This window comes from Pseudomonas monteilii NBRC 103158 = DSM 14164 (assembly GCF_000730605.1).
In the GTDB taxonomy this organism is placed as follows: domain Bacteria; phylum Pseudomonadota; class Gammaproteobacteria; order Pseudomonadales; family Pseudomonadaceae; genus Aquipseudomonas; species Aquipseudomonas monteilii.
Genome location: NZ_BBIS01000017.1, coordinates 177,640 through 197,872, shown reverse-complemented (window position 1 = coordinate 197,872; position 20,233 = coordinate 177,640). Strand labels below are relative to the sequence as shown.

Annotated in this window: 23 protein-coding genes; all 23 read left to right on the top strand. The window is 66.1% G+C overall.

Translation table 11 applies throughout. The features are described from left to right. Window positions 1–72 precede the first annotated feature (72 nt). Window positions 73–672, top strand: a complete 600-nt coding sequence (gene pilL2 / locus PM2_RS10680) for a PFGI-1 class ICE element type IV pilus protein PilL2 (protein ID WP_028690956.1) — start codon at window positions 73–75, stop codon at window positions 670–672. Continuing rightward, window positions 669–1,310, top strand: a complete 642-nt coding sequence (locus PM2_RS10675) for a hypothetical protein (RefSeq protein ID WP_023103912.1) — start codon at window positions 669–671, stop codon at window positions 1,308–1,310. Before pilL2 ends, PM2_RS10675 begins: the two co-directional genes overlap by 4 nt. 14 nt (window positions 1,311–1,324) lie before the next feature. After that, window positions 1,325–2,050, top strand: a complete 726-nt coding sequence (locus PM2_RS10670) for a TIGR03759 family integrating conjugative element protein (RefSeq protein ID WP_023103911.1) — start codon at window positions 1,325–1,327, stop codon at window positions 2,048–2,050. After that, window positions 2,032–2,637, top strand: coding sequence for a transglycosylase SLT domain-containing protein (locus PM2_RS10665; RefSeq protein WP_028690955.1), 606 nt, complete (start codon window positions 2,032–2,034; stop codon window positions 2,635–2,637). Before PM2_RS10670 ends, PM2_RS10665 begins: the two co-directional genes overlap by 19 nt. After that, window positions 2,634–3,173 carry an integrating conjugative element protein gene (locus tag PM2_RS10660; RefSeq protein ID WP_017515759.1) on the top strand — a complete coding sequence of 180 codons (540 nt, stop codon included), beginning with the start codon at window positions 2,634–2,636 and terminating at the stop codon, window positions 3,171–3,173. Before PM2_RS10665 ends, PM2_RS10660 begins: the two co-directional genes overlap by 4 nt. Window positions 3,174–3,177: 4 nt before the next feature. Then, window positions 3,178–5,367 carry a type IV conjugative transfer system coupling protein TraD gene (traD, locus tag PM2_RS10655; RefSeq protein WP_023103909.1) on the top strand — a complete coding sequence of 730 codons (2,190 nt, stop codon included), beginning with the start codon at window positions 3,178–3,180 and terminating at the stop codon, window positions 5,365–5,367. After that, window positions 5,364–6,113 carry a TIGR03747 family integrating conjugative element membrane protein gene (locus tag PM2_RS10650; RefSeq protein WP_023103908.1) on the top strand — a complete coding sequence of 250 codons (750 nt, stop codon included), beginning with the start codon at window positions 5,364–5,366 and terminating at the stop codon, window positions 6,111–6,113. The genes traD and PM2_RS10650 overlap by 4 nt, the downstream gene beginning before the upstream one ends. Before the next feature lie 98 nt (window positions 6,114–6,211). Then, window positions 6,212–6,595 carry an integrative conjugative element protein, RAQPRD family gene (locus tag PM2_RS10645; protein WP_023465080.1) on the top strand — a complete coding sequence of 128 codons (384 nt, stop codon included), beginning with the start codon at window positions 6,212–6,214 and terminating at the stop codon, window positions 6,593–6,595. Continuing rightward, window positions 6,592–6,825, top strand: a complete 234-nt coding sequence (locus tag PM2_RS10640) for a TIGR03758 family integrating conjugative element protein (protein WP_009459672.1) — start codon at window positions 6,592–6,594, stop codon at window positions 6,823–6,825. Before PM2_RS10645 ends, PM2_RS10640 begins: the two co-directional genes overlap by 4 nt. Before the next feature lie 16 nt (window positions 6,826–6,841). Then, the gene (locus tag PM2_RS10635; protein WP_023103906.1) at window positions 6,842–7,201 is read left to right on the top strand and encodes a TIGR03745 family integrating conjugative element membrane protein; all 360 of its coding nucleotides are present in this window, start codon (window positions 6,842–6,844) and stop codon (window positions 7,199–7,201) included. A 12-nt stretch (window positions 7,202–7,213) separates the two neighbouring features. Beyond that, entirely contained in the window at window positions 7,214–7,612 is a 399-nt protein-coding gene (locus tag PM2_RS10630; RefSeq protein WP_023103905.1) for a TIGR03750 family conjugal transfer protein, read from the top strand. Continuing rightward, a complete protein-coding gene (locus tag PM2_RS10625) occupies window positions 7,609–8,298 on the top strand; it encodes a PFL_4703 family integrating conjugative element protein (protein WP_023835765.1) in 690 nt (229 codons plus the stop codon). Before PM2_RS10630 ends, PM2_RS10625 begins: the two co-directional genes overlap by 4 nt. Beyond that, a complete protein-coding gene (locus PM2_RS10620) occupies window positions 8,295–9,221 on the top strand; it encodes a TIGR03749 family integrating conjugative element protein (protein WP_023103903.1) in 927 nt (308 codons plus the stop codon). The genes PM2_RS10625 and PM2_RS10620 overlap by 4 nt, the downstream gene beginning before the upstream one ends. Then, a complete protein-coding gene (locus tag PM2_RS10615) occupies window positions 9,211–10,641 on the top strand; it encodes a TIGR03752 family integrating conjugative element protein (RefSeq protein ID WP_017515583.1) in 1,431 nt (476 codons plus the stop codon). Before PM2_RS10620 ends, PM2_RS10615 begins: the two co-directional genes overlap by 11 nt. Continuing rightward, window positions 10,622–11,062 carry a TIGR03751 family conjugal transfer lipoprotein gene (locus PM2_RS10610; RefSeq protein WP_023103901.1) on the top strand — a complete coding sequence of 147 codons (441 nt, stop codon included), beginning with the start codon at window positions 10,622–10,624 and terminating at the stop codon, window positions 11,060–11,062. Before PM2_RS10615 ends, PM2_RS10610 begins: the two co-directional genes overlap by 20 nt. Next, window positions 11,062–13,929, top strand: a complete 2,868-nt coding sequence (locus tag PM2_RS10605) for a conjugative transfer ATPase (RefSeq protein ID WP_023103900.1) — start codon at window positions 11,062–11,064, stop codon at window positions 13,927–13,929. Before PM2_RS10610 ends, PM2_RS10605 begins: the two co-directional genes overlap by 1 nt. 13 nt (window positions 13,930–13,942) lie before the next feature. Next, window positions 13,943–14,707, top strand: coding sequence for a DsbA family protein (locus PM2_RS10600; RefSeq protein WP_028690954.1), 765 nt, complete (start codon window positions 13,943–13,945; stop codon window positions 14,705–14,707). A gap of 178 nt (window positions 14,708–14,885) precedes the next feature. After that, entirely contained in the window at window positions 14,886–15,380 is a 495-nt protein-coding gene (gene radC / locus PM2_RS10595; RefSeq protein ID WP_023103898.1) for a RadC family protein, read from the top strand. Window positions 15,381–15,541: 161 nt separating this feature from the next. Beyond that, window positions 15,542–15,988 carry a TIGR03757 family integrating conjugative element protein gene (locus PM2_RS10590; RefSeq protein ID WP_017514119.1) on the top strand — a complete coding sequence of 149 codons (447 nt, stop codon included), beginning with the start codon at window positions 15,542–15,544 and terminating at the stop codon, window positions 15,986–15,988. Further along, window positions 15,985–16,932: a TIGR03756 family integrating conjugative element protein gene (locus tag PM2_RS10585; protein WP_023103897.1), complete on the top strand. Its 948-nt coding sequence runs from the start codon at window positions 15,985–15,987 to the stop codon at window positions 16,930–16,932. Before PM2_RS10590 ends, PM2_RS10585 begins: the two co-directional genes overlap by 4 nt. A gap of 27 nt (window positions 16,933–16,959) precedes the next feature. Continuing rightward, the gene (locus tag PM2_RS10580) at window positions 16,960–18,336 is read left to right on the top strand and encodes an integrating conjugative element protein (RefSeq protein WP_425301414.1); all 1,377 of its coding nucleotides are present in this window, start codon (window positions 16,960–16,962) and stop codon (window positions 18,334–18,336) included. Then, the gene (locus tag PM2_RS10575) at window positions 18,333–18,689 is read left to right on the top strand and encodes a hypothetical protein (RefSeq protein WP_017516006.1); all 357 of its coding nucleotides are present in this window, start codon (window positions 18,333–18,335) and stop codon (window positions 18,687–18,689) included. Before PM2_RS10580 ends, PM2_RS10575 begins: the two co-directional genes overlap by 4 nt. 15 nt (window positions 18,690–18,704) lie before the next feature. Further along, window positions 18,705–20,225 carry a conjugal transfer protein TraG N-terminal domain-containing protein gene (locus tag PM2_RS10570; RefSeq protein WP_028698647.1) on the top strand — a complete coding sequence of 507 codons (1,521 nt, stop codon included), beginning with the start codon at window positions 18,705–18,707 and terminating at the stop codon, window positions 20,223–20,225. Window positions 20,226–20,233: the final 8 nt, after the last annotated feature.

Here is a 20,233-nt window from a genome sequence, read left to right as displayed (position 1 = left end):
ATTCGCATTGTTTGCTGCCGCGCACGACCCCAGCGGCGATGGTGAGGGCTCGATGTTTCAGGACGCCGAGCTATGTGCCCCTCTCCACCCTGGTTTCACCATCCCGAACGCCGCCTGCTGACGGGATTTCTCGGCCTGCTTTGGTCGGTACTGGCTGGCGGCTGCGCGACAACGACTGCGCCGCACGCACCCGATGCCTTCGAGGAAGTCTCGACCGCGCCCGAACCCGAAGCGCCCGAGTACATCCCCGTTGTGCGCTATGGGCGCTACACGTTGGTCGAGCTGGCCCCCACGGCGGCGCAGCGCGACCTGCTGTTGCAGACCATCGATGTTTCGATGCCGGCGGATGCCCGCGTCACGGTCGGCGATGGGCTGCGGCACGTGCTCAAGCGCAGCGGCTACAGCCTGTGTCAAACGGCACATGCCGTGATCGAGTTGTATGCGCTGCCGCTGCCGGCGGCGCACCTGCATCTCGGTCCCATGACCTTGCGCGACGCGCTGATCACCCTAGCTGGTCCGGCCTGGGAACTGCACGCGGATGACCGCGCACGACAAATTTGCTTCGAGCGGCCCGGCGACAGCATGGCCGTCGAATCCATGCCTGAACCGGCCGCCGCCGATGCGGTGCAGACCTTCCCACTGATGCCCTCCATTCCAGGCGGCCAGCCATGAACACTCCCCAATCCTCGCGGCGCCCGGCTGCCGCCGTGGTGGCGCAAAGCCTGCTCTGGCTCTGGCTGCTCGGTCTCAGCGTCATCGTGGCCCTCGGCTACCAGGCGATGAGCGACCAGGCCGACGAGGAACGGCTCGACTCCCGTTTGCAACGCCTCGAAGCGCAGGCGGTGGCCTTGGCCGAGACCATCGGAACCATCCAGCAGCGTCCGCAGGTCGCAACGGCGGCGGACCTCAAAGACACCCGCCAAATCCTGGAAGCACGCGCTTCCCAAGTTGAGAAGACATTGAGCAGCTACGCAGCAGCCGACGACCTTCAGGCGCTGCGCGCGGAGATCGAGCAGATCAAGACGCGTCAGACCGCCGCGCGTGCAGCAACACCCGCCCAGCCGCGCACATCGAGCAAGCCCGCCGCCAAGCCTGAACCGCCGCCACTGCCGTTCCGCATCGTCGGCGCCGAACTGCGCGCCGGCCAGCTCAGTGTGTCCGTCGCGCCGAGCAGCGGGGACTTCACGCCCGACCAGCTTCAGGTGCTGTTGCCCGGTGATGCGGTCGGTCCATGGCGCTTGCAGGCAATCGATGGCAGCGCTGCGGTGTTCCAAGCCGGCGAACAGATCCGTCGCGTGGCGATTCCCTGATCGGAGCACACGACATGAAGCCGTCGATCATCCTTTCCGCACTCCTACTGGCTTCAGTCCAGTGGCCCGCGTGGGCGCAACAGCCAGCCACAGCTCCAGCCCGCAATGCGCAGAGCCAGGAGCGCCCGCTGGCCGCCCGCGTCCTGGACGACCGAGTAGCAAGCAACTGGGGGCTCCAACCCCAGGAATGGGCGCGTTACCGCGAGCTGATGGATGGGCCGCTGGGCATCTACTCGCCAAACCTGGACCCGCTGTCTGCCCTAGGCATCGAGGCACGCACCGACGAAGAACGGCGGCGCTATGCAGAGCTGCAGGTGCAAGTCGAGGCTCGCCGCGTCGAGAAGCTGCTCGCCTACCAACGTGCCTACGACGAAGCCTGGCAGCGCCTGAACCCCGGCATGCAGCGCGTGAACCTGCCCGACGACGGGCCGGGCACCGGCACCGCGCGCGGCAGCGGTCGCATGGCGGTGTTCGTCAAGGACGGCTGCGCGGCCTGTGGGCAGCTCGTGCAGCGGCTGCAATCCTCGGGTGCCGAGTTCGACCTGTATATGGTGGGCAGCCGCCAGGACGACGCACGCATCCGCGACTGGGCCAAGCGCGCGCAGATCGACCCGGCGCGCGTGCGCAGCGGCAGCATTACCCTCAACCACGACGGCGGCCGCTGGCTGTCGCTGGGCCTGCCCGGTGACTTGCCCGCGGCTGTGCGCGAGGTGAACGGCCAATGGCAGCGCCAGCCGTAGCGGCCACCTCCTTCTCGCAGCTCTTGTGCGCACTGGTGCTCGCTACCGGCCTGTGCGCCTGCGCCGTCCATGCCCAGGAGATTCCGCCACCTGCCTACCAGCTCGCCGCCCAGCAGGCGGGCATCCCCTCGACCGTGCTCTACGCCGTGGCCTTGCAGGAGAGCGGCGTTCGACGCAACGGGCGCATCGTGCCGTGGCCGTGGTCCCTCAATGTCGCCGGCCAGTCGCGCCGCTTCGCCACGCGCGCCGACGCCTGCTCGGGCTTGCAACAGGCAATGCGTACCACGCCCCACACGCGCATCGATGCAGGCCTGGTCCAGATCAACCTCGGCTACCACAAGCATCGCTTCACCAGCGCGTGCGACCTGCTGGACCCGTATCGAAACCTCGCCATCGCCGCTGAAATCCTGAACGAGCAGCACACGTCCGGCGAAGACTGGCTGCTCGCGATCGGCCGCTACCACCGTCCTGCGGGCGGCGAGCCCGCCGCCCGCTACCGGCGCAGCGTGTCGCGCCATCTCGCGCGTGTGCAGGGCGCACATCCAAACGCCGCGGTGCTCGCCGCGCGCCAGGAGACTTCCCCATGACAAAATCCCATCTGGCCCTGCGGGGCCTGCTTGTGCTGCTGGCAGGTCTGCCGCTGGCATCGCGTGCCGGCGATCCGCTGATCGTGGTCGAAGATCGCGGTGGCACGTCGGCGCTGCCGTACTACGAGGCCCTCAACCTCCAGGCGCGCGCCGATGTCCCGGGCCGGCCGCCCATTCCGACGCCACAGGTTCCCGCCACACCCGCGGACGAGGCAGCGATGCTGCCGGTGCGTAGCGCCAAGCTCACGCCCGGCACCGTCGCGCGGCGCGTGATCGAAGCGCCCGGCCTGCGGCCGTTCGTGGTCATCGGCGACGACGACGCCTCCCGGGCCTGGCTGCAGCGCCGCGGCGTCGCTTTGCGCGAACGCGGCGCGGTCGGCCTCGTGGTCAATGTCGAGACCGCGCAGGGCCTGGCACGGTTGCGTGCCCTGGTGCCGGGCGTGCCGCTCGCGCCCGTAGCCGGAGACGACCTGGCCGATCGCCTGGGGCTGCGGCACTACCCGGCGCTGATCACGGCCACCGGCATCGAGCAATGAAGCCATGTCGGGGAAACAGCCGGTCGAGGTTCTGCTACGCCCAGCGGTGGAGCTATACACCGTCGCGGCGTGTGCAGGCGCCGCGTTTCTGTGCCTGGTGGCCCCATGGTCGCTCGCGCTGAGCCCGTCGATGGGCGTCGGCAGCGCGCTGGCTTTCGGCGCTTACGGCGCGATCCGCTATCGCGATGCCCGCGTGATCCTGCGCTACCGACGCAACATCCGCCGCCTGTCGCGCTACGTGATGACGAGCAAGGACGTGCCCGTCAGCCAGCAGCGGCTTTTCATCGGGCGCGGGTTCCTGTGGGAACAAAAACACACCCATAGGCTGATGCAGACGTACCGGCCGGAGTTCCGCCGATACGTCGAGCCGACGCCTGCCTACCGGCTGGCACGGCGACTGGAGGAGCGGCTGGAGTTCGCGCCGTTCCCGCTATCCCGGCTGTCCGCGCTCACGGGCTGGGATGCTCCTTTCAACCCGGTGCGTCCGCTGCCGCCTGTGGGCGGCCTGCCACGCCTGCACGGCATCGAACCGGACGAGGTGGACGTCAGCCTTCCGCTCGGCGAGCGTGTCGGGCACTCGCTGGTGCTGGGCACCACGCGCGTGGGCAAGACGCGACTGGCCGAGTTGTTCGTGACCCAGGACATCCGCCGCAAGAGCGCTGCCGGCGAGCACGAAGTCGTGATCGTCATCGACCCCAAAGGGGATGCGGACCTCTTGAAGCGCATGTATGTCGAGGCCAAGCGCGCCGGCCGTGAAGGCGAGTTTTACATCTTCCACTTGGGCTGGCCGGAGATCAGCGCCCGCTACAACGCGGTGGGCCGATTCGGTCGCATCTCGGAAGTCGCCACCCGTATCGCAGGGCAACTCTCCGGTGAAGGCAATAGCGCGGCCTTCAGGGAGTTCGCGTGGCGCTTCGTCAACATCATTGCTCGTGCCCTGGTGGAACTGGGACAGCGCCCGGACTACATGCTGATCCAGCGGCACGTCATCAACATCGACGCGCTGTTTATCGAGTACGCCCAGCACTACTTCGCCAAGACCGAGCCCAAGGCCTGGGAGGTGATCGTCCAGATCGAGGCCAAGCTCAACGAGAAGAACATCCCGCGCAACATGATCGGGCGAGAGAAGCGCGTGGTTGCGCTGGAGCAGTATCTCTCCCAGGCGCGCAACTACGACCCGGTGCTCGACGGACTGCGCTCGGCAGTTCGGTACGACAAGACCTACTTCGACAAGATCGTCGCGTCATTGCTGCCGTTGTTGGAAAAGCTAACCAGCGGCAAGATCGCGCAGCTCCTGGCACCGAACTATTCCGACCTGGCCGACCCGCGCCCGATCTTCGATTGGATGCAAGTCATCAGGAAGCGCGCCATCGTCTATGTGGGACTGGACGCGCTGTCCGACGCCGAGGTTGCCGCAGCGGTCGGCAACTCCATGTTCTCCGACCTGGTTTCGGTCGCGGGCCATATCTACAAGCACGGAATCGACGATGGCCTGCCAGACGCCTCGGCTGGCGCGCGCGTACCGATCAACGTCCATGCGGATGAATTCAATGAACTCATGGGTGACGAATTCGTGCCGCTTATCAACAAAGGCGGCGGCGCCGGGCTGCAAGTCACCGCGTACACGCAGACCCTCTCGGACATCGAGGCCCGCATCGGCAATCGCGCGAAAGCTGGCCAGGTGATCGGCAACTTCAACAACCTGTTCATGCTGCGCGTGCGCGAGACTGCCACTGCCGAACTGCTGACGCGGCAGTTGCCGAAGGTCGAGGTCTATACCACTACCATCGTCTCCGGGGCAACCGACAGTTCGGACATCCGCGGCGCGACGGATTTCACGTCGAACACCCAGGACCGCATCAGCATGTCCAGCGTGCCGATGATCGAGCCATCGCACGTAGTCGGCCTGCCAAAAGGCCAATGCTTCGCGCTGCTGCAGGGCGGCCAGCTTTGGAAGGTTCGCATGCCGCTGCCGCTACCAGACCCGGATGAAGTGATGCCGACGGACCTGCAACAACTGGCAGGGTACATGCGCCAGAGCTACAGCGAGGCTACGCAGTGGTGGGAGTTCACCAGTTCCCCGGCCTTGCAGGATGCGGCCTTGCCCGATGACCTGCTGGATGATGCTGCTCCAGCCGAGCCTGCTGCGGTGGCCACCGACACCGACCACAGTGGCGACGAGGCCGCGCCGTGAAGGACGCCGCCTCGACCGCGCAGCGGGAGCAGAATCAGCGCCAGGGCCTGATCGTCGGCACCATCACCTTGCCGTTTCGCTTGCTTGGAGTGCTGATCGGCTCGCTGCTGTTCTCGATCGTGGTGGAGTGCGTCGGCATGCACCTGTTCTGGAAGGACCAGGGCTGGCGCCATTCCCAGCAGATGTTGCAGTACGAGCTTGGGCATCTGTCCAACCACTTCACGCGCAGCGTGGTCGTGCAGGAGCCGGGGCGCACGGCGCACGAGTTGGTGGATACAGGCTACGAATGGGTGTTTGTTCGCTCCGGGCTGCTGGCGCGCATGAGCCAGACCGCCGAGCGCGTCCGCGCGCCCAGCCACGAGCAGGCGCGCAACTTCCGCTACTACATCAGCCAAGCCTATGTCTGGGCCGAGAGCTACCTGATCGCCGCGGCCTTCACGACGCTGACCTTCCTAGTGCGCCTGCTGGTCCTGGTGCTCACGCTGCCACTGATCTTCACGGCTGCTTTCGTCGGTCTGATTGACGGTCTGGTGCGACGTGACGTGCGCAGGTTCGGCGCGGGCCGCGAATCCGGGTTCATCTACCACCGCGCGAAAGCCAGCCTTATGCCCCTGGCCGTGCTGCCGTGGATCACGTACCTGGCACTGCCGATCTCGGTGCATCCATTGCTGATCCTGTTGCCGAGCGCCGCCTTGCTGGGACTGGCCGTGAGCCTGACTGCGGGCAGCTTCAAGAAGTACCTCTAGCCGATCAATCCGGTCATCCGCAGGTTCCTATTGTTTGCGGCCTGAAACAGCCCTGATCTCCACGATCTAGCCATTGCTGATCACACAGGAATGGCGCGATGTTGGCTCCGATCTGGCTGCGCGCCGCGCATCGCGGCGTGCCCACTTTTCTCGTGACGGCCCTTGTGTTGGGCCAGTCCTCGATGGCCTTGGCCGAGTCCCCAGCGCAGCGTCAGGAGCTGGTCGCAGCGCTGCGCCAACTCGACGCGCTGGAGCGCACGGTCGCCGACAGCGCCGCGCATGCCCCCATCCAGCCGGGCGAGCGCTACCACTTCGACTACCCGAGGCTGCTGGCTGACCTGGCGCGCGTGCGCGCCGGCATCCAGGCCCATCTCACACCGTCGCGCGCCCAGCCGCGCGACCCGTCCGAATTGGCCGGCGACTACCGCACGGAGCGGGTCGTCCCGCCATCACCGCCGACGACCGCGGAGGGCAAGCCATGAACGGCGCCCAGGTCTCGGCATTTCAAGCCAACAGCGGCATCGCACCTTCAGCGATGGCGACCGTCCTGGTCGGCGTCGTGTTCGCGGTCCTGCTCGTCTGGGGCGTCTGGGCCATGCGAACGGCCTACGTGGGGTGGTCCGAGAGCCGCCTCAACCAGCGCCAGTTCCTCGGCGTCTGCATCCGATTCGTCGCGATGTACCTCGTCCTGACTTTCTTCCTCCTCTCCTGACCTGAAAGGCATGACCATGCAAAACCGCATCCTCAATTCCCGTCTTGCCCAGCGCGCCGCCGTGGCCCTGGGCGCCGCTGCGCTGCCCGTGCTGTCGTTCGCGCAGGGTCTGCCGCAATTGGAGAACCCGACCCGCGGCACGGGCAACGGCATCATGGAAACGATCCGCAACTACGGCTACGACATCATCATGCTCGTAGCCCTGCTGGTGGTGGCGTCGATGTTCATCGGCGTGTGCTACCACGCTTACGGGACCTACGCGGAAATCCACACAGGCCGCAAGACGTGGGGCCAGTTCGGCCTCACGGTCGCCATCGGCGCCGTCCTGCTCGTGATCGGCATCTGGCTGCTCACCGAAGCCACCGGCATCCTGTAAGGCGAGGCCGGTATGTCTGAGCAGCAGCACGTCCGTGCGGACGGGACCGTGACGTTCCTTCCGCACCGGCTCAACCGCCACCCCGTTGTCGTGCGCGGCCTCACCGCCGACGAGCTGTGGATCTGCTGCGGCTTGTCCGGCGCCGCCGGCCTGCTGGTCGGCGCGCCGCTGTCGTGGGTGTTCCGCACGATCGCGCTAGCTCCCACGTTCGTCGTCCTGGGCGTGGCCTTGGGCGTGTTCATCGGCGGCGGCATTCTTCGCCGCCTCAAACGCGGGCGTCCCGACACCTGGCTGTATCGGCAACTGCAATGGCGCATTGCGACACGTCATCCACTGATGGCGGGTTGGGTGGGCGGCCATGTGCTGATCTCGCGTTCCGGCTTCTGGACCACCCGAAGGAGCGCGCGATGAGCCGCTTCAAGAACGAGATCACCCACCTGCAGGCGCACATCAAGACGCTTCGCCTGGGGGCTGGCGCCCTGGTCATCGTCGCCCTGGTCATGGGCGGCGGCTGGTGGAGCGCTCCGCGCGATCTGACCATCCACGTTCCGCCTGACCTGCGCTCCGGCAGTACCAGGAAGTGGTGGGAAGTGCCGCCCGAATCGGTCTATGCGTTCACGTTCTACGTGTTCCAGACGCTCAACCGCTGGCCGACGAATGGCGAAGAGGACTACGCGCGCAACCTCCACACGCTCTCGCCGTATCTCACCCCGTCCTGCCAGGCCTTCCTTCGCGCGGACTACGACTACCGCCGCAGCACGGGCGAGCTGCGCCAGCGCGTGCGCGGGATTTATGAAATCCCCGGCCGCGGCTACGGCGACGACCCTACGGCGCGCGTGCGCGTGGTCTCCGACCGCGACTGGGTGGTGACGCTGGACATCACCGCCGACGAGTACTACGGCGCCGAGCAAGTCAAGCGCGCTCTGGTGCGCTATCCAGTGAAGGTCACGCGGGTGGACGTCGATCCTGCCCGCAACCCGTTCGGCCTGGCGCTCGACTGCTATGAGGGCGCGCCCCAGCGCATCAGCACGCCGGAGCCAACGCGCCCGGCGTCTGGCGGCCTGTCTCCGCAAGCGCCCCAAGGAGAAACCCCATGAAGCATCCTGTACTCACGCTGCTGGGGCTGTTGGCCGTGGCCGCCGCTCCTGCTGTCCAGGCAGTGGAGATCCTGCGCTGGGAACGTATGCCGTTGGCGGTGCCGCTGAAGGTCGGCCACGAGCGCATCGTGTTCATCGACCGCAACGTCCGCGTGGGCGTACCTGCGGGCGTCGGCGAGCGCCTACGGGTGCAGAGCGCGGGCGGCGCGGTGTACCTGCGCGCCAGCGAGCCGATCGAGCCCACGCGGCTGCAATTGCAGGACGCCGACACGGGCGCGCTGATCCTGCTGGACATTGCGGCGGAGCCAGCCAAGGACGGCGAAGCCGAGCTGGAACCAGTGCGCATCGTCGAGGGCAACAGCACCCCGGCGCGCTATGGCGATCAGCCCGGCGATGACAACGAAGCTCCGGCGCGCGCCCAGGACCAGGCCGGCGCGCGAGCGGCGCGACGCGAGACCCCGGTGTCGGTTGTCCTGACGCGCTTTGCCGCACAGAACCTCTACGCGCCGCTACGCACCGTGGAGCCGCTGCCGAGCGTCATGCGGGTGAACCTGCGCCGTGACCTCGACCTCGGCACGCTGATGCCGACGCTGCCCGTGCGCGCGGTCGCGCTCGCGTCATGGCGTCTGGAAGACCAGTGGGTGACCGCCGTGCGCCTGACCAACAGCAGCAGCGGCTGGATCACCCTGGACCCGCGCGTGCTGCAAGGCGATTTCCTCACCGCCACCTTCCAACACGAGGCGCTTGGCCCGCGCGGGACGCCCGAGGACACGACCGTTCTGTACCTGGTGACGCGCGGGCGTGGCCTTGCGCAATCGCTGCTACCAGCGGTCAACCGCTTCGACCCGGCCGTGCATCTCCCGCAACCGGAAGCCGGTTCCCAGGATGGCACCGACCGCAAGGAGGTCCGCCATGCGCAGTAATGGACTCCTGAAGTGGCTGATGATCCCGGTTGCCGTGCTGGTGCTGTTCGTCGCCATCCGGCTGTTCTCGGGAGGCAGCACTTCGGCACCACCGACCGCGGATGCCGGCGCCAAGCTCACGCCAGCGGAAATGAAGGCGCTGGGCATCGAGGGCGATACCCCGCGCGACACCGTGGCGACGCTCGTTGCCCAAGTGAAGCAGTTGCGCACCGAGCTTCAGACCGCGCTCTCGGACAACAAATCCCAGCGCGAAGAAAACCAGCGACTGCGCCAGCGCGAGAACTCCATTGACCAGCGCATCAATTCGGCCCTCGACTCCGAGCGCACCAACCTGCGTCGCGACCAAGAGCAGGCAGCCAGCGCGCGTCAGCAGACCGAAGGGCTGCTGGCCGACCTGCAACGGCGCCTGGACAGTATCGGCGGACGTGGCGGCGGCCATGCCGACCTGCCGGTGGGTCTGGGGCTGCGTGACGGCGACGAGGCCGGCATGGAAGGCGGCGTGCGCTGGGTCGAACCCGACGATGCGAGGAAAGCCGAGGGGCGCAACAGCAGTCGTGGCACGGGTAGCGGCATGAGCTTCCCGACGAGCTTCGGCCCCGCGCAGAGCACGTTGGAAACCACGGCGGAAACCGTGGCGAACGCGGGCGCACGCGCCGCAGGCGTGAAGAGCGCCAAGGCGGTCTATACCGTACCGACCAATTCGACGCTGATGGGGTCGGTGGCGATGACGGCGCTGATCGGCCGCGTGCCGATCGACGGAACCGTCAACGATCCGTACCCCTTCAAGGTGTTGGTCGGATCGGACAACCTGACCGCCAATGGCATCGACATTCCCGACGTGGCCGGTGCCGTGTTCAGCGGCACCGCATCGGGCGACTGGACGCTCTCGTGCGTGCGCGGCCAGGTACGCAGCATCACCTTCGTCTTCCACGACGGCACGATCCGCACCATCCCCGAAGACCGCGACGGCAACCAGCAAAACAACCAGCAGCAGAACTCTCAAAGTGGAGGCCTGGGCTGGATCAGCGACCCATACGGCATTCCCTGCGTCAGCGGGGAGCGGCGCAGCAACGCCCAGCAGTACCTTGGCTCGCAAGCCCTGATTACCGCCGCCGGTGCCGGCGTCGCCTCGCTGATCGACAGCGACAGCGGCCAGATGTCCTACGTCGGCGCCGACGGCTCCATCGGCAGCGTCGGTATCTCGGGCAATGAAGCCGTGGGCCGCATCCTGGCCGGTGGCGTGCGCGACATGGCCGACTGGGTGAACAAGCTGTACGGCCAGGCGTTCGCCGCTGTCTATGTCCAGCCCGGCGCGAAGGTCGCCGTCCACCTCGAAAAGCCGCTCGCCATCGACTTCGATCCCGAAGGCCGCAAGGTCGATCACCGCGCAGGAGAAAGCCATGCTCTCGAACTTGAATAAGGCCCTGGCGCTGGCCCTCGCCGTCGCGGTGCTCGGCGGCTGTGCCACCAGCAAGGAAAAGCTGCTCCCCCACGGCGACAGCACGATGATGGACATCTGGCAGCAGAACGCCGGTGACGGGGGTGGTGGCGCCGGCCAGGTGGCGCGCAGGCAATTGCTCGATGCACGCCAGAGCCTGCGCCGGACGCTGACCGAGGCCGACGTGGAGGCCGCGCCCACCGAGCAGATGCGCTACACGCGCACGGCGCGCAACGAGGTCTATCGCCAGTTCCACCGCCTGCCGAACCCCGATCTTGTCATGTATGTGTACCCGCACCTGGCGGGCACCGATCCCGTGCCGGTTCCGGGCTACACGACGGTCTTTCCCCTGTACCAGCGTGTGCAGTACGCCATGCCGGGCGAGCGCGTGGAGGACTACTGATGCGCTGGAAACTCCCCTGGCCGAAGCTGGCTGCATCCGATGGTGGCAATGACGAGCAGCCGGACGGCTGGCAGCGCCACGTCGAGGCGTTGCGCCAGGCCGGCATTGCCGAACCCGGAGCGACGGTCCAGGGCCGCAGGCCGGCGACCGTGGCGGACGAGCAGGCGATGTACGACGTTGCGCAGTCATTCGCGGAGCTGCTGCCGTGGGTGGAGTTCCTGCCGCCGTCGAAGTCCATGCTGCTGGAGGACGGGCAATCGGTCGCGGCCTTCTACGAACTGGTCCCGCTAGGCACCGAAGGTCGGGAACCGGGCTGGCTCGCTCATGCCCGCGATGCGCTCGAAAACGCGCTCCAGGACTCGTTCGATGAGCTGGATGAGAACCCGTGGGTGCTCCAGCTCTATGCACAGGACGAGCCCAGCTTCGACCAGTACATGCAGACGCTACGCGACTACGTGCAGCCGCGCGCCCGCAGCACGGCCTTCACCGAGTTCTACCTCCGCTTCTTTGGCCACCACCTGCGCGCGGTGGCCAAGCCCGGCGGACTGTTCGAGGATACGGTGGTCACGCGGTTGCGCTGGCGCGGCCAGACGCGGCGCGTGCGCATGGTGGTCTATCGCCGGGCCGCCGGGCAGGCGAACCGCCGCGGCCAGACACCCGAGCAAATGCTGAACATCGTCTGCGATCGCCTCTGCGGCGGCTTGGCGAACGCCGGCATCCAGGCCCGGCGCATGGTCGCGGCCGATGTTCACGACTGGCTGCTGCGTTGGTTCAACCCACGCCCCACGATGCTCGGGCCCGGCGCTGAGGAGCGAGAGCGCTTCTATGCGCTGGCCCGCTATCCCGACGAGGTGGAGGAAGGTGAGATTGAGCTGGCGAGTGGTCGGGACTTCAGTCAACGGCTGTTCTTCGGTCAGCCTCGCTCCGATGCCGAGCACGGCACCTGGTACTTTGACGGTATGCCGCATCGCGTACTGGTCACCGACCGGCTACGCATGCCGCCCGGTACGGGGCACCTGACCGGCGAAACCCGCAAGGGGGACGCTATCAACACGCTTTTCGATCAGATGCCCGAAGACACCACGATGTGTCTGACCATGGTGGCGACGCCCCAGGACATCCTCGAATCGCACCTGAATCACCTGGCGAAGAAGGCTGTCGGCGAAACACTGGCATCGGAACAAACGCTCAAGGATGTGCAGGAGGCACGCTCGCTCATCGGCAGCGCGCACAAGCTCTACCGCGGCACGCTGGCCTTCTATCTGCGCGGACGCGATGAAGCCGAACTTGACAGGCGCGGTCTGGACCTCGCCAACGTGATGCTCAACGCGGGGTTGCAGCCTGTGCGCGAGGACGATGAAGTCGCGCCGCTCAACAGCTACCTGCGCTGGCTACCGTGCTGCTACAACCCTGCGCAAGATCGACGGAACTGGTTCACCCAACTGATGTTCGCCCAGCATGTGGCGAATCTCTCGCCGGCGTGGGGTCGCAGCCAGGGTACGGGTCATCCGGGCAACACGTTCTTCAACCGCGGCGGCGGGCCGATCACGTTTGATCCACTGAACCGCTTGGACAGGCAGATGAACGCCCATCTGTTCCTGTTCGGCCCCACCGGCTCGGGCAAGAGCGCAACGCTCAACAACCTCTTGAACCAGGTCACGGCCATCTACCGGCCGCGGCTGTTCATCGTGGAAGCCGGCAACAGCTTTGGCTTGTTCAGCGACTTCGCAAAGCGCCTGGGTCTGACCGTGAACCGGGTCAAGCTGGCTCCTGGCTCGGGCATCAGCCTGGCGCCGTTCGCCGACGCTCGCCGGCTGATCGAAACGCCCAGCAACGTGCAGACGCTTGATGCCGATGCACTGGATGAAGAATTGCCAGCCGATTCCTCGGTCATGGAGGAGGACGAGCAGCGCGACGTGCTGGGTGAACTGGAGATCACGGCACGGCTGATGATCACAGGCGGCGAGGACAAGGAAGAAGCCCGGATGACGCGGGCCGATCGCTCGCTGATCCGCCAGTGCATCCTCGATGCCGCCGAGCACTGCGTGGCCGAGAAACGCACGGTGCTCACGCGCGACGTGCGCAACGCGCTGCGCACGCGCGGCCAGGACCCGACGCTGCCCGAGATGCGGCGCGTGCGGCTGCTGGAGATGGCGGACGCGATGGACATGTTCTGCCAAGGCACGGACGGCGAGATGTTCGATCGCGATGGCACGCCGTGGCCCGAGGCCGACATCACGCTGGTGGATCTCGCGACCTATGCCCGGGAGGGCTACAACGCGCAGCTCTCCATCGCCTACATCAGCCTGATCAGCACGGTGAACAACATCGCCGAGCGCGACCAGTACCTGGGCCGTCCGATCATCAATGTGACCGACGAAGGCCACATCATCACGAAGAACCCGCTGCTTGCGCCCTACGTTGTAAAAATTACAAAAATGTGGCGCAAGCTAGGGGCCTGGTTCTGGCTGGCTACACAAAATATCGACGATCTGCCGCGTGCCGCGGAGCCCATGCTCAACATGATTGAGTGGTGGATCTGCCTGTCGATGCCGCCCGATGAGGTCGAGAAGATTGCACGCTTCCGCGAACTCTCGCCCGCGCAGAAAGCGCTGATGCTCTCGGCGCGCAAAGAAGCGGGCAAGTTCACCGAGGGCGTCATCCTTTCCAAGAGCATGGAAGTGCTGTTCCGCGCCGTGCCGCCCAGCCTGTACTTGGCGTTGGCGCAGACCGAACCCGAAGAGAAGGCCGAGCGCTACCAGCTCATGCAGCACTACGGCTGCACCGAACTGGAAGCGGCCTTCAAGGTGGCCGAGAAGATCGACCAGGCGCGCGGCATCGAGTCGCCGGCCTTGGAACTGTCGTAAGACGGAGAACGCCATGGAACAGAAACGTCCTTCCATTCCGATGCAGGTCCAGGCGTTCCGCCGCCGCAACGGGCGGCCCCGCTGGCCCTGGGCATTGGCTGCTGTGCTGGTCGCGCTGCTGCTGATCTGGCTTGTGTCAAGGTCGCCCGGCGAATCCCCGCCGCAGCCGCCCACGCCGGTCAGCATGGCACCGGTGGCCGGGCCGCCCTGGCTAATGGGCAACCCCAAAGGCCGTTTCACGCTGACGCTCTATGCCGACCTGGAGTGCCCGTTCTGCCGGGAGTATTTCCCGCAGCTCAAGCGGTGGATCGGCAACAACACCGACGTGGCGCTGCAATGGCACCACCAGCCGCTGGCCGAGCACGAGCCGGCCGCGTCAGCCGAGGCACGCCTAGTGGAATGCGCTGCCGAAGCAGGTGGGCATGTCGCGTTCTGGCAGGCGATCGAATGGGTCTATGCCCACACGCGCAGCGGCGGCCAGGGCTTGCCCGATGGCTTGCGGTACCCCGAATCGACGCCAGCCAGCGAGCAGTGCATGGCAAGCGAAAGGCCCAGTGCGGCTATCCGCGCCCAGGCTGCGGAAGCCACCAAGAGCGGCGTAACCGCCACGCCGTCGCTGCGCCTGCTCGATCGCCAAACGGGCCAGGCCATCCTGCTGCAGGGGCCGATCGAGGGCGATGCCTTGCTGTCAGCCATGGACATGCTGGCGGCTGAGGGTCCGACCAGCACACCCACATCCGAAATGCCTGCCGACGTCGTCGGCGACATGCCCAGGTAGCCCCGGTCTTCAAGGCTACGGCGCAGTCCTCTGCGCTGACCGCGACTCGTTCGCCTTGCATCCTGGCCGCGAACGGTCACCGCAATCGCGGTGATGGATGCATCTTTTCATTCTCATCCCCAGGAGGGCTTGCCCTCGGGGGCGCGCGCCCTCCGATCTCACCGTCTGGAGGTTCGCCATGTCTTTCGCCATCAATGACTCCTGTGTGGAGTCGCTTTCCGCCGTAGCTGCCCAGCACGAAGACTGGATCATCCAGCAGGCCATCGTGCTGCTGGAAAAACGGATCTTCAAAGCTGGACCATGCCTCAGCCAGCCGGCCGCCGTGCGGGACTATCTGCGCGTGAAACTGGTCGCTGAACCCAACGAGATATTCGCCGCTGTGTTCCTGGATAGCATGCACCAGGTGCTGGCCTACGAGCCATTGTTCAGGGGCACGATCAACTCGACTTCTGTTTATCCACGTGTCGTCGTACAGCGTGTGCTGGAGTTGAACGCCGCCGCGGTGATCTTCGCGCACCAGCACCCCTCGGGCATCTCCGAGCCGTCGAGCGCGGATCGTGTGCTGACCCAGCAACTGCAGGCCGCGCTGGCGCTCATCGATGTACGGGTACTGGATCACATCATCGTAGGCCAAGGTTCCCCGTTCTCCTTTGCGGAGTCAGGCCTGCTGTAACGGTCGCATTGCTTCATTGATCCTCGCGGAGGCTTCGGCCTCCGTTTTTTTATGGCCCGGGACAAGCAGGTATGCGGGCAGCCCGCGATGCGCATTGTTTGTTGGGGTGGCATCGGGTTCGCGTTTGACTATGGCCCTGATCAACTTTCGGGGCACGCGACATGCCGGCATCCTTTTCCACGTTCGCGTCGGGCTGGCGAACCCTTGGTCTCGTCGTGGCGCTGCCGGCGTCCCTGGCCGTGTTCAGCCCCGTCACCTTCGCAGCCGACGTACTGGTCGTCACCGACAGCCACCACCCGGTCAAGACCATGGGCGGCGAGCGGCTGATCGAGCTGGACGAAGCCCGCCGGATTGAAGCGGAGCTTTCTGCGGAACTGCCCGCCGCCCCCGAACAGGCGGCGGCCACCGTCAAGCGTCGGCTGAACCAAGGCGGCGCCGACCTACAGCGCCGCATCGCTTCCGCATACCAGGGCGTCACCGACGCATGGAGCCTGGGCATCACCAGCATCCCGGCTGTCGTGGTGGATCAGCGCTACGTGGTCTATGGCGAGCCGGATGTGGCCCGCGCTGTCGCGCGCATCGAGCAGCGTCGGAGGACCCAGCCATGACGAGGCCATTCGACCTTATGCGCCGCATGCGGGCTGGCGTGGCTTCCTTGCTGCTGCTCAGCGCCACGGGTAGCTACGCCTTGAACACCACCGCCATCGTTGCCTCGGTGGCCTCGCCCGATTGCTTGGAGTACCGGGTGGTGGGTATCTGCTACTGGCTCTACTGCACCTGGGGAGGCTGCACGGTGCGCACCTCTGTCAAGGTGCGCCACTACATCCCCGATGCGGTCGTCTCCAGCTACAGCAACACGGGCGAGAACCCGTGGGTCGAAGTCCGGGCGATGAGTACGGCCAACCCGTCCGCCCAAGCGGGCGGCGATGGAACGACGAACGAGGATCACGAAAACAATCTCGCGAAATTCAAGAACGCCGACGTGATCGGCCATCCCGGCGTCGAGGTGTTCAACCAGTTTGTTTCGTCCTCGGGCTACTTCTGCGAGGGCGCGGGAACGGCATTCATGCCGTATCTGCTCAGCACCTTGGACACGCTTGCCTGGCGCTACAACGTGCCCGAGATGGCCTACCCGGAGGCATTGATTCCCGGCATGCGCGAGGTCGGCGCACGCACCACGATGAACCTTTGGGGCAACGTGTATCCCCGCGGCGGCTTCCTGCACCAGACCGACGACCACAAATCGGGAGCCGTGGTGGCCCAGCGTGCGGGCGATGTCGTCACGCGCCGCGGGCAGTTGCACGTGTACCAGCCGCTGCTTGCCAATGCCCGCGATGGCTACTGGCCCGCCAGCGCGCTGATGGAGGGTGATGCCTCGACTGGCAAGTGGCAGGAACTCACGCCCGTCCTGTCCTCGTCCTGCACGGTTTTCCCACGCACCGGCTTCCTGACTCAGGCCCAGCAAGGCGACTACGCCTGGGCGCTGTGGCGGCCGTATGCCTGCTGCGAACGCCGTGGACAGGTGTTCCTTGGCAGCGTTGATTTCCTTTGAGGTGCCGCGATGAAGCGTTCCGACTCTATGCAGTTCTCCCCACCGGCTCGTGGCAAGAGGATCTGTTTGGCGCTTACCGGCGCGTTGGTTCTGGCAAGCGGCGTGGCCTGGGGCCAACTGGGCTACCAGACCAGCGGCAACGTCATCGGCGATGACGTCATGTACTCCATCGGCGGCGGCAGCGCCGTTTCGATGGGCCGCGCAGCCGGCATGCGCTCGCTCGGCGTGGGTGTCGGCTGGAACAGCAATCTGATCTGCGGCGACATGAGCATCCAGACCACGTTGAAGAATCAACTCAACGGTGTCACCAATGGCTTTCAGCAGATCATGTCCTCGGTGATCCAGAGTGCTACGAGTGCTGTGGCGTCCCTGCCGGCGTTGATCATCCAGCGTGCAGATCCAGGCCTCTACAACCTGCTCACCAACGGCGTTCTGCAAGCGCGGCTGGATTTCGACCGCTCGAAGCTGACGTGCCGCGCCATGGCCGAAAAGATGGCCGAAACGGCTGGCGGCCAACTCGGCTGGAGCCAGATGGCAGAGGGGTTGGCGCTGCGTGACGCTGTTTCGAGCACGGATGCCGTCTCGGCCATCGAGCAGGCCGAGACGCGCCGTGGCAACGATGGCGTGCCCTGGGTCGGGGGAAGCAATGCCGGCGGCTCCGGTCAGCCCGCGATCAAGGTGGTCGGTGACGTCACCCGCGCGGGCTACAACCTGGTCAATGGCCGCGGGGTGACCGACACGTCGGCAATCGCTCCGGCCAGTTGCACGAGCCTGTCGTGCCAAACCTGGACCACGCCGCAGGCGGCCATCGAGTGGGCAACACGGGTGCTCGGCGAGAAGGAGCAGCGCACCTGCGACGCCTGCACCAAGACGGAGACGGTGCCCGGCGTCGGGCTGACGCCCCTGATCCAGGAGGAGTACGACGCCAAGCTGCAGGCGCTCCAGGACCTGGTCTCCAAGGCGAAGAACACGACGCCCGAAAACCTGCGGGAGGCCGGCAGCGCGTCGCTGCCCATCACGCGCGGCGTGGTCGAGGCACTGCGCGACGAACCGGACCAGCACCTGCTGTCGCAGCGCCTGGCGTCCGAGGTTGCGCTGGCGTCGGTGCTGGAGAAGGCGCTACTGCTGCAACGCACGCTGCTGACCGGCAAGAAGGAGCCCAACGTGGCGGCCAACCAGCTCGCCGTGGAGGCGGTGAACCACGAGAGCGACACGCTCGATCGCGAGATTCGCAACCTCAAGACCGAGCTGGAGCTGCGCCGGGAGCTGGCGAACAACTCGCCCATGGCGATCATCCAGCGCCACGGCACGCGCGCGGCGGGCTCGCGTGGCATCTACGAAGGCGATCCGGTGCCTGACCGCCTCGATCAGTTGCAGAAGGGCAATCCGGGAGGCCGGCCATGAGCCTGATGCGTGCGGCCTGGCTGCGCCCGCGCTGGCTGTTCAACCGGCGCGCAGCGAAGGCGCTGCTGTGGACGATGGTACTCGCGGCCGTCGCCGTGGGTGCCAACATCGTTGGCATCTACCTCGTCGGAAGTGTCGCGGGCTGGGAGCGTTGGCTGGCGGCAGCAGCGGGCTACTTCCTGGTCTGGCGGCTGTGCCTGTATGGCGCGACGGCCTACGGCTGGGTCTGGATGCGTCGCCGGCTGCTTGCGCGTGAGGACGACGCGCAAGCGCGGCGCCGCCTGGTACGCAGCGAGATCGCCGGCGTCGTTGCCATCGTGGCGCTTGAAGCCAGCCTGTTGATGCAGGGCTGAGGGGAGGTCCGAGCCATGACGCTTTTCACAACCGACTACCTGGAGTACTACCTGACCTTGGTGTCCTGGATCGTCAACAACGGCATCTGGGCGGTACTGGTATCCAGCGGGGTATTCGCACTGCCCTTCGTGGCGATCATCGTGCAGGAATGGCTTAAGGCCCGTGCGGAAGGTGCCGACGAAGGCAACAAGGGCGTGCTCTCGGCCGCACGCATCGAGAACCGGGTGTTCGTCGCCATCGTGGTGGTGATGTTCGCCGGCATCCCCTTCATCGACGTGGACCTCAACACAATTCAGTACGACAGCTCGCGCTCGGCCCAGTGCCAGGTCAACGTGCCGCAGCCCACGGATACCGGCTGGTCCCAGTCCTTCAGCACCATCAACAACCAGAGTGCCAAGGTGCCGGTCTGGTGGGCCTTCATGCACGCGCTCTCGCGCGCCGTCACCAGCGCCTCGGTGGCGGCAATCCCGTGCGGGACAGACCTGCGACAGATGCGCATGGAGATCGACGCTACCCGCATCAATGACCCGGTTCTGGCTCAGGAAGTGGCCGATTTCACACACGACTGCTACGGACCTGCACGCGCTAAATTGTTCATGGCGCGGCCGGAGCTGGACGACGCTCAAATGAACGACGTGACCTGGATCGGTTCGAGGTTTTTCACGGATACCGGCGGCTACTACGACAGCTACCGTTCCAGCACGGCGCGCGAGTCATGGCCCTATGACGACACCCGCGACGCAGGGCTTGCGCAGGTGGCCAGTGGCGGCGGCTACCCGACCTGCAGGCAGTGGTGGGCCGATGGCAGCAACGGCCTGCGGGCACGGCTGCTGGGCCAGGTGGACCCCAGCCTGTTGAATCGCTTGGCGGGCTGGGCCGGGTTCCTGAGCCGTACCGAGGTGGACGATTCGGTGGTCCGTACCATCGCGTCACCGCGACAGCAGAAGCTCAACCAGGGTTCGGTCTATACCGACTACGGCGGCCAGATCGACAAGACCCTGCCGAACATCGTGACGCGGGCCACGGGGGATGTAGGAATGGCGGTCGGGGCACTTGCCGCATTTCCCGCCATGGACGTGGTGCGCCAGGCGCTGCCCATGGTGCTTGCCTTGCTCAAGATGGCACTGGTCATCTGCATCCCGCTCGTACTGGTCGTCGGAACCTATGACCTGAAGACGGTCGTCACCGTCAGCGTCGTGCAATTCGCGCTGTTCTTCACCGATTTCTGGTTCCAACTCGCACGCTGGATCGACAGCACCATCCTCGATGCGCTCTATGGGTGGGGCTTCGGCTGGAACCGGCCACACACTAACTTCGATCCGCTGGTGGGGTTGAACAATGCCTTTGGCGACCTGCTCCTGATGTTCGTCATGGGCACGATGTTCCTGGTCTTGCCGGGCTTTTGGCTTGCGAGCCTTACCTGGGTTGGGATTCGGGCCGGGCACGTCATCCAGGGGCTTTCAGATGGCAGCAAGAGCGCCGGCCAAGCAGGCGGTAAGGGCGCTGGGGCCCTTACCGGAGGTAAGCTGAAGTAGGGGTCGTT

Excerpts from the sequence above, each read along its gene's own strand:
- PM2_RS10600 (WP_028690954.1), top strand. The coding sequence starts at position 13,943 with ATGGAACAGAAACGTCCTTCCATTCCGATGCAGGTCCAGGCGTTCCGC.
- PM2_RS10585 (WP_023103897.1), top strand. The coding sequence starts at position 15,985 with ATGACGAGGCCATTCGACCTTATGCGCCGCATGCGGGCTGGCGTGGCT.
- PM2_RS10610 (WP_023103901.1), top strand. The coding sequence starts at position 10,622 with ATGCTCTCGAACTTGAATAAGGCCCTGGCGCTGGCCCTCGCCGTCGCG.
- PM2_RS10665 (WP_028690955.1), top strand. The coding sequence starts at position 2,032 with ATGGCAGCGCCAGCCGTAGCGGCCACCTCCTTCTCGCAGCTCTTGTGC.
- PM2_RS10605 (WP_023103900.1), top strand. The coding sequence starts at position 11,062 with ATGCGCTGGAAACTCCCCTGGCCGAAGCTGGCTGCATCCGATGGTGGC.
- PM2_RS10570 (WP_028698647.1), top strand. The coding sequence starts at position 18,705 with ATGACGCTTTTCACAACCGACTACCTGGAGTACTACCTGACCTTGGTG.
- PM2_RS10635 (WP_023103906.1), top strand. The coding sequence starts at position 6,842 with ATGCAAAACCGCATCCTCAATTCCCGTCTTGCCCAGCGCGCCGCCGTG.
- PM2_RS10615 (WP_017515583.1), top strand. The coding sequence starts at position 9,211 with ATGCGCAGTAATGGACTCCTGAAGTGGCTGATGATCCCGGTTGCCGTG.
- PM2_RS10675 (WP_023103912.1), top strand. The coding sequence starts at position 669 with ATGAACACTCCCCAATCCTCGCGGCGCCCGGCTGCCGCCGTGGTGGCG.
- traD (WP_023103909.1), top strand. The coding sequence starts at position 3,178 with ATGTCGGGGAAACAGCCGGTCGAGGTTCTGCTACGCCCAGCGGTGGAG.
- PM2_RS10630 (WP_023103905.1), top strand. The coding sequence starts at position 7,214 with ATGTCTGAGCAGCAGCACGTCCGTGCGGACGGGACCGTGACGTTCCTT.
- PM2_RS10590 (WP_017514119.1), top strand. The coding sequence starts at position 15,542 with ATGCCGGCATCCTTTTCCACGTTCGCGTCGGGCTGGCGAACCCTTGGT.
- PM2_RS10625 (WP_023835765.1), top strand. The coding sequence starts at position 7,609 with ATGAGCCGCTTCAAGAACGAGATCACCCACCTGCAGGCGCACATCAAG.
- PM2_RS10580 (WP_425301414.1), top strand. The coding sequence starts at position 16,960 with ATGCAGTTCTCCCCACCGGCTCGTGGCAAGAGGATCTGTTTGGCGCTT.
- radC (WP_023103898.1), top strand. The coding sequence starts at position 14,886 with ATGTCTTTCGCCATCAATGACTCCTGTGTGGAGTCGCTTTCCGCCGTA.
- PM2_RS10660 (WP_017515759.1), top strand. The coding sequence starts at position 2,634 with ATGACAAAATCCCATCTGGCCCTGCGGGGCCTGCTTGTGCTGCTGGCA.
- pilL2 (WP_028690956.1), top strand. The coding sequence starts at position 73 with ATGTGCCCCTCTCCACCCTGGTTTCACCATCCCGAACGCCGCCTGCTG.
- PM2_RS10575 (WP_017516006.1), top strand. The coding sequence starts at position 18,333 with ATGAGCCTGATGCGTGCGGCCTGGCTGCGCCCGCGCTGGCTGTTCAAC.
- PM2_RS10620 (WP_023103903.1), top strand. The coding sequence starts at position 8,295 with ATGAAGCATCCTGTACTCACGCTGCTGGGGCTGTTGGCCGTGGCCGCC.
- PM2_RS10640 (WP_009459672.1), top strand. The coding sequence starts at position 6,592 with ATGAACGGCGCCCAGGTCTCGGCATTTCAAGCCAACAGCGGCATCGCA.
- PM2_RS10645 (WP_023465080.1), top strand. The coding sequence starts at position 6,212 with ATGTTGGCTCCGATCTGGCTGCGCGCCGCGCATCGCGGCGTGCCCACT.
- PM2_RS10670 (WP_023103911.1), top strand. The coding sequence starts at position 1,325 with ATGAAGCCGTCGATCATCCTTTCCGCACTCCTACTGGCTTCAGTCCAG.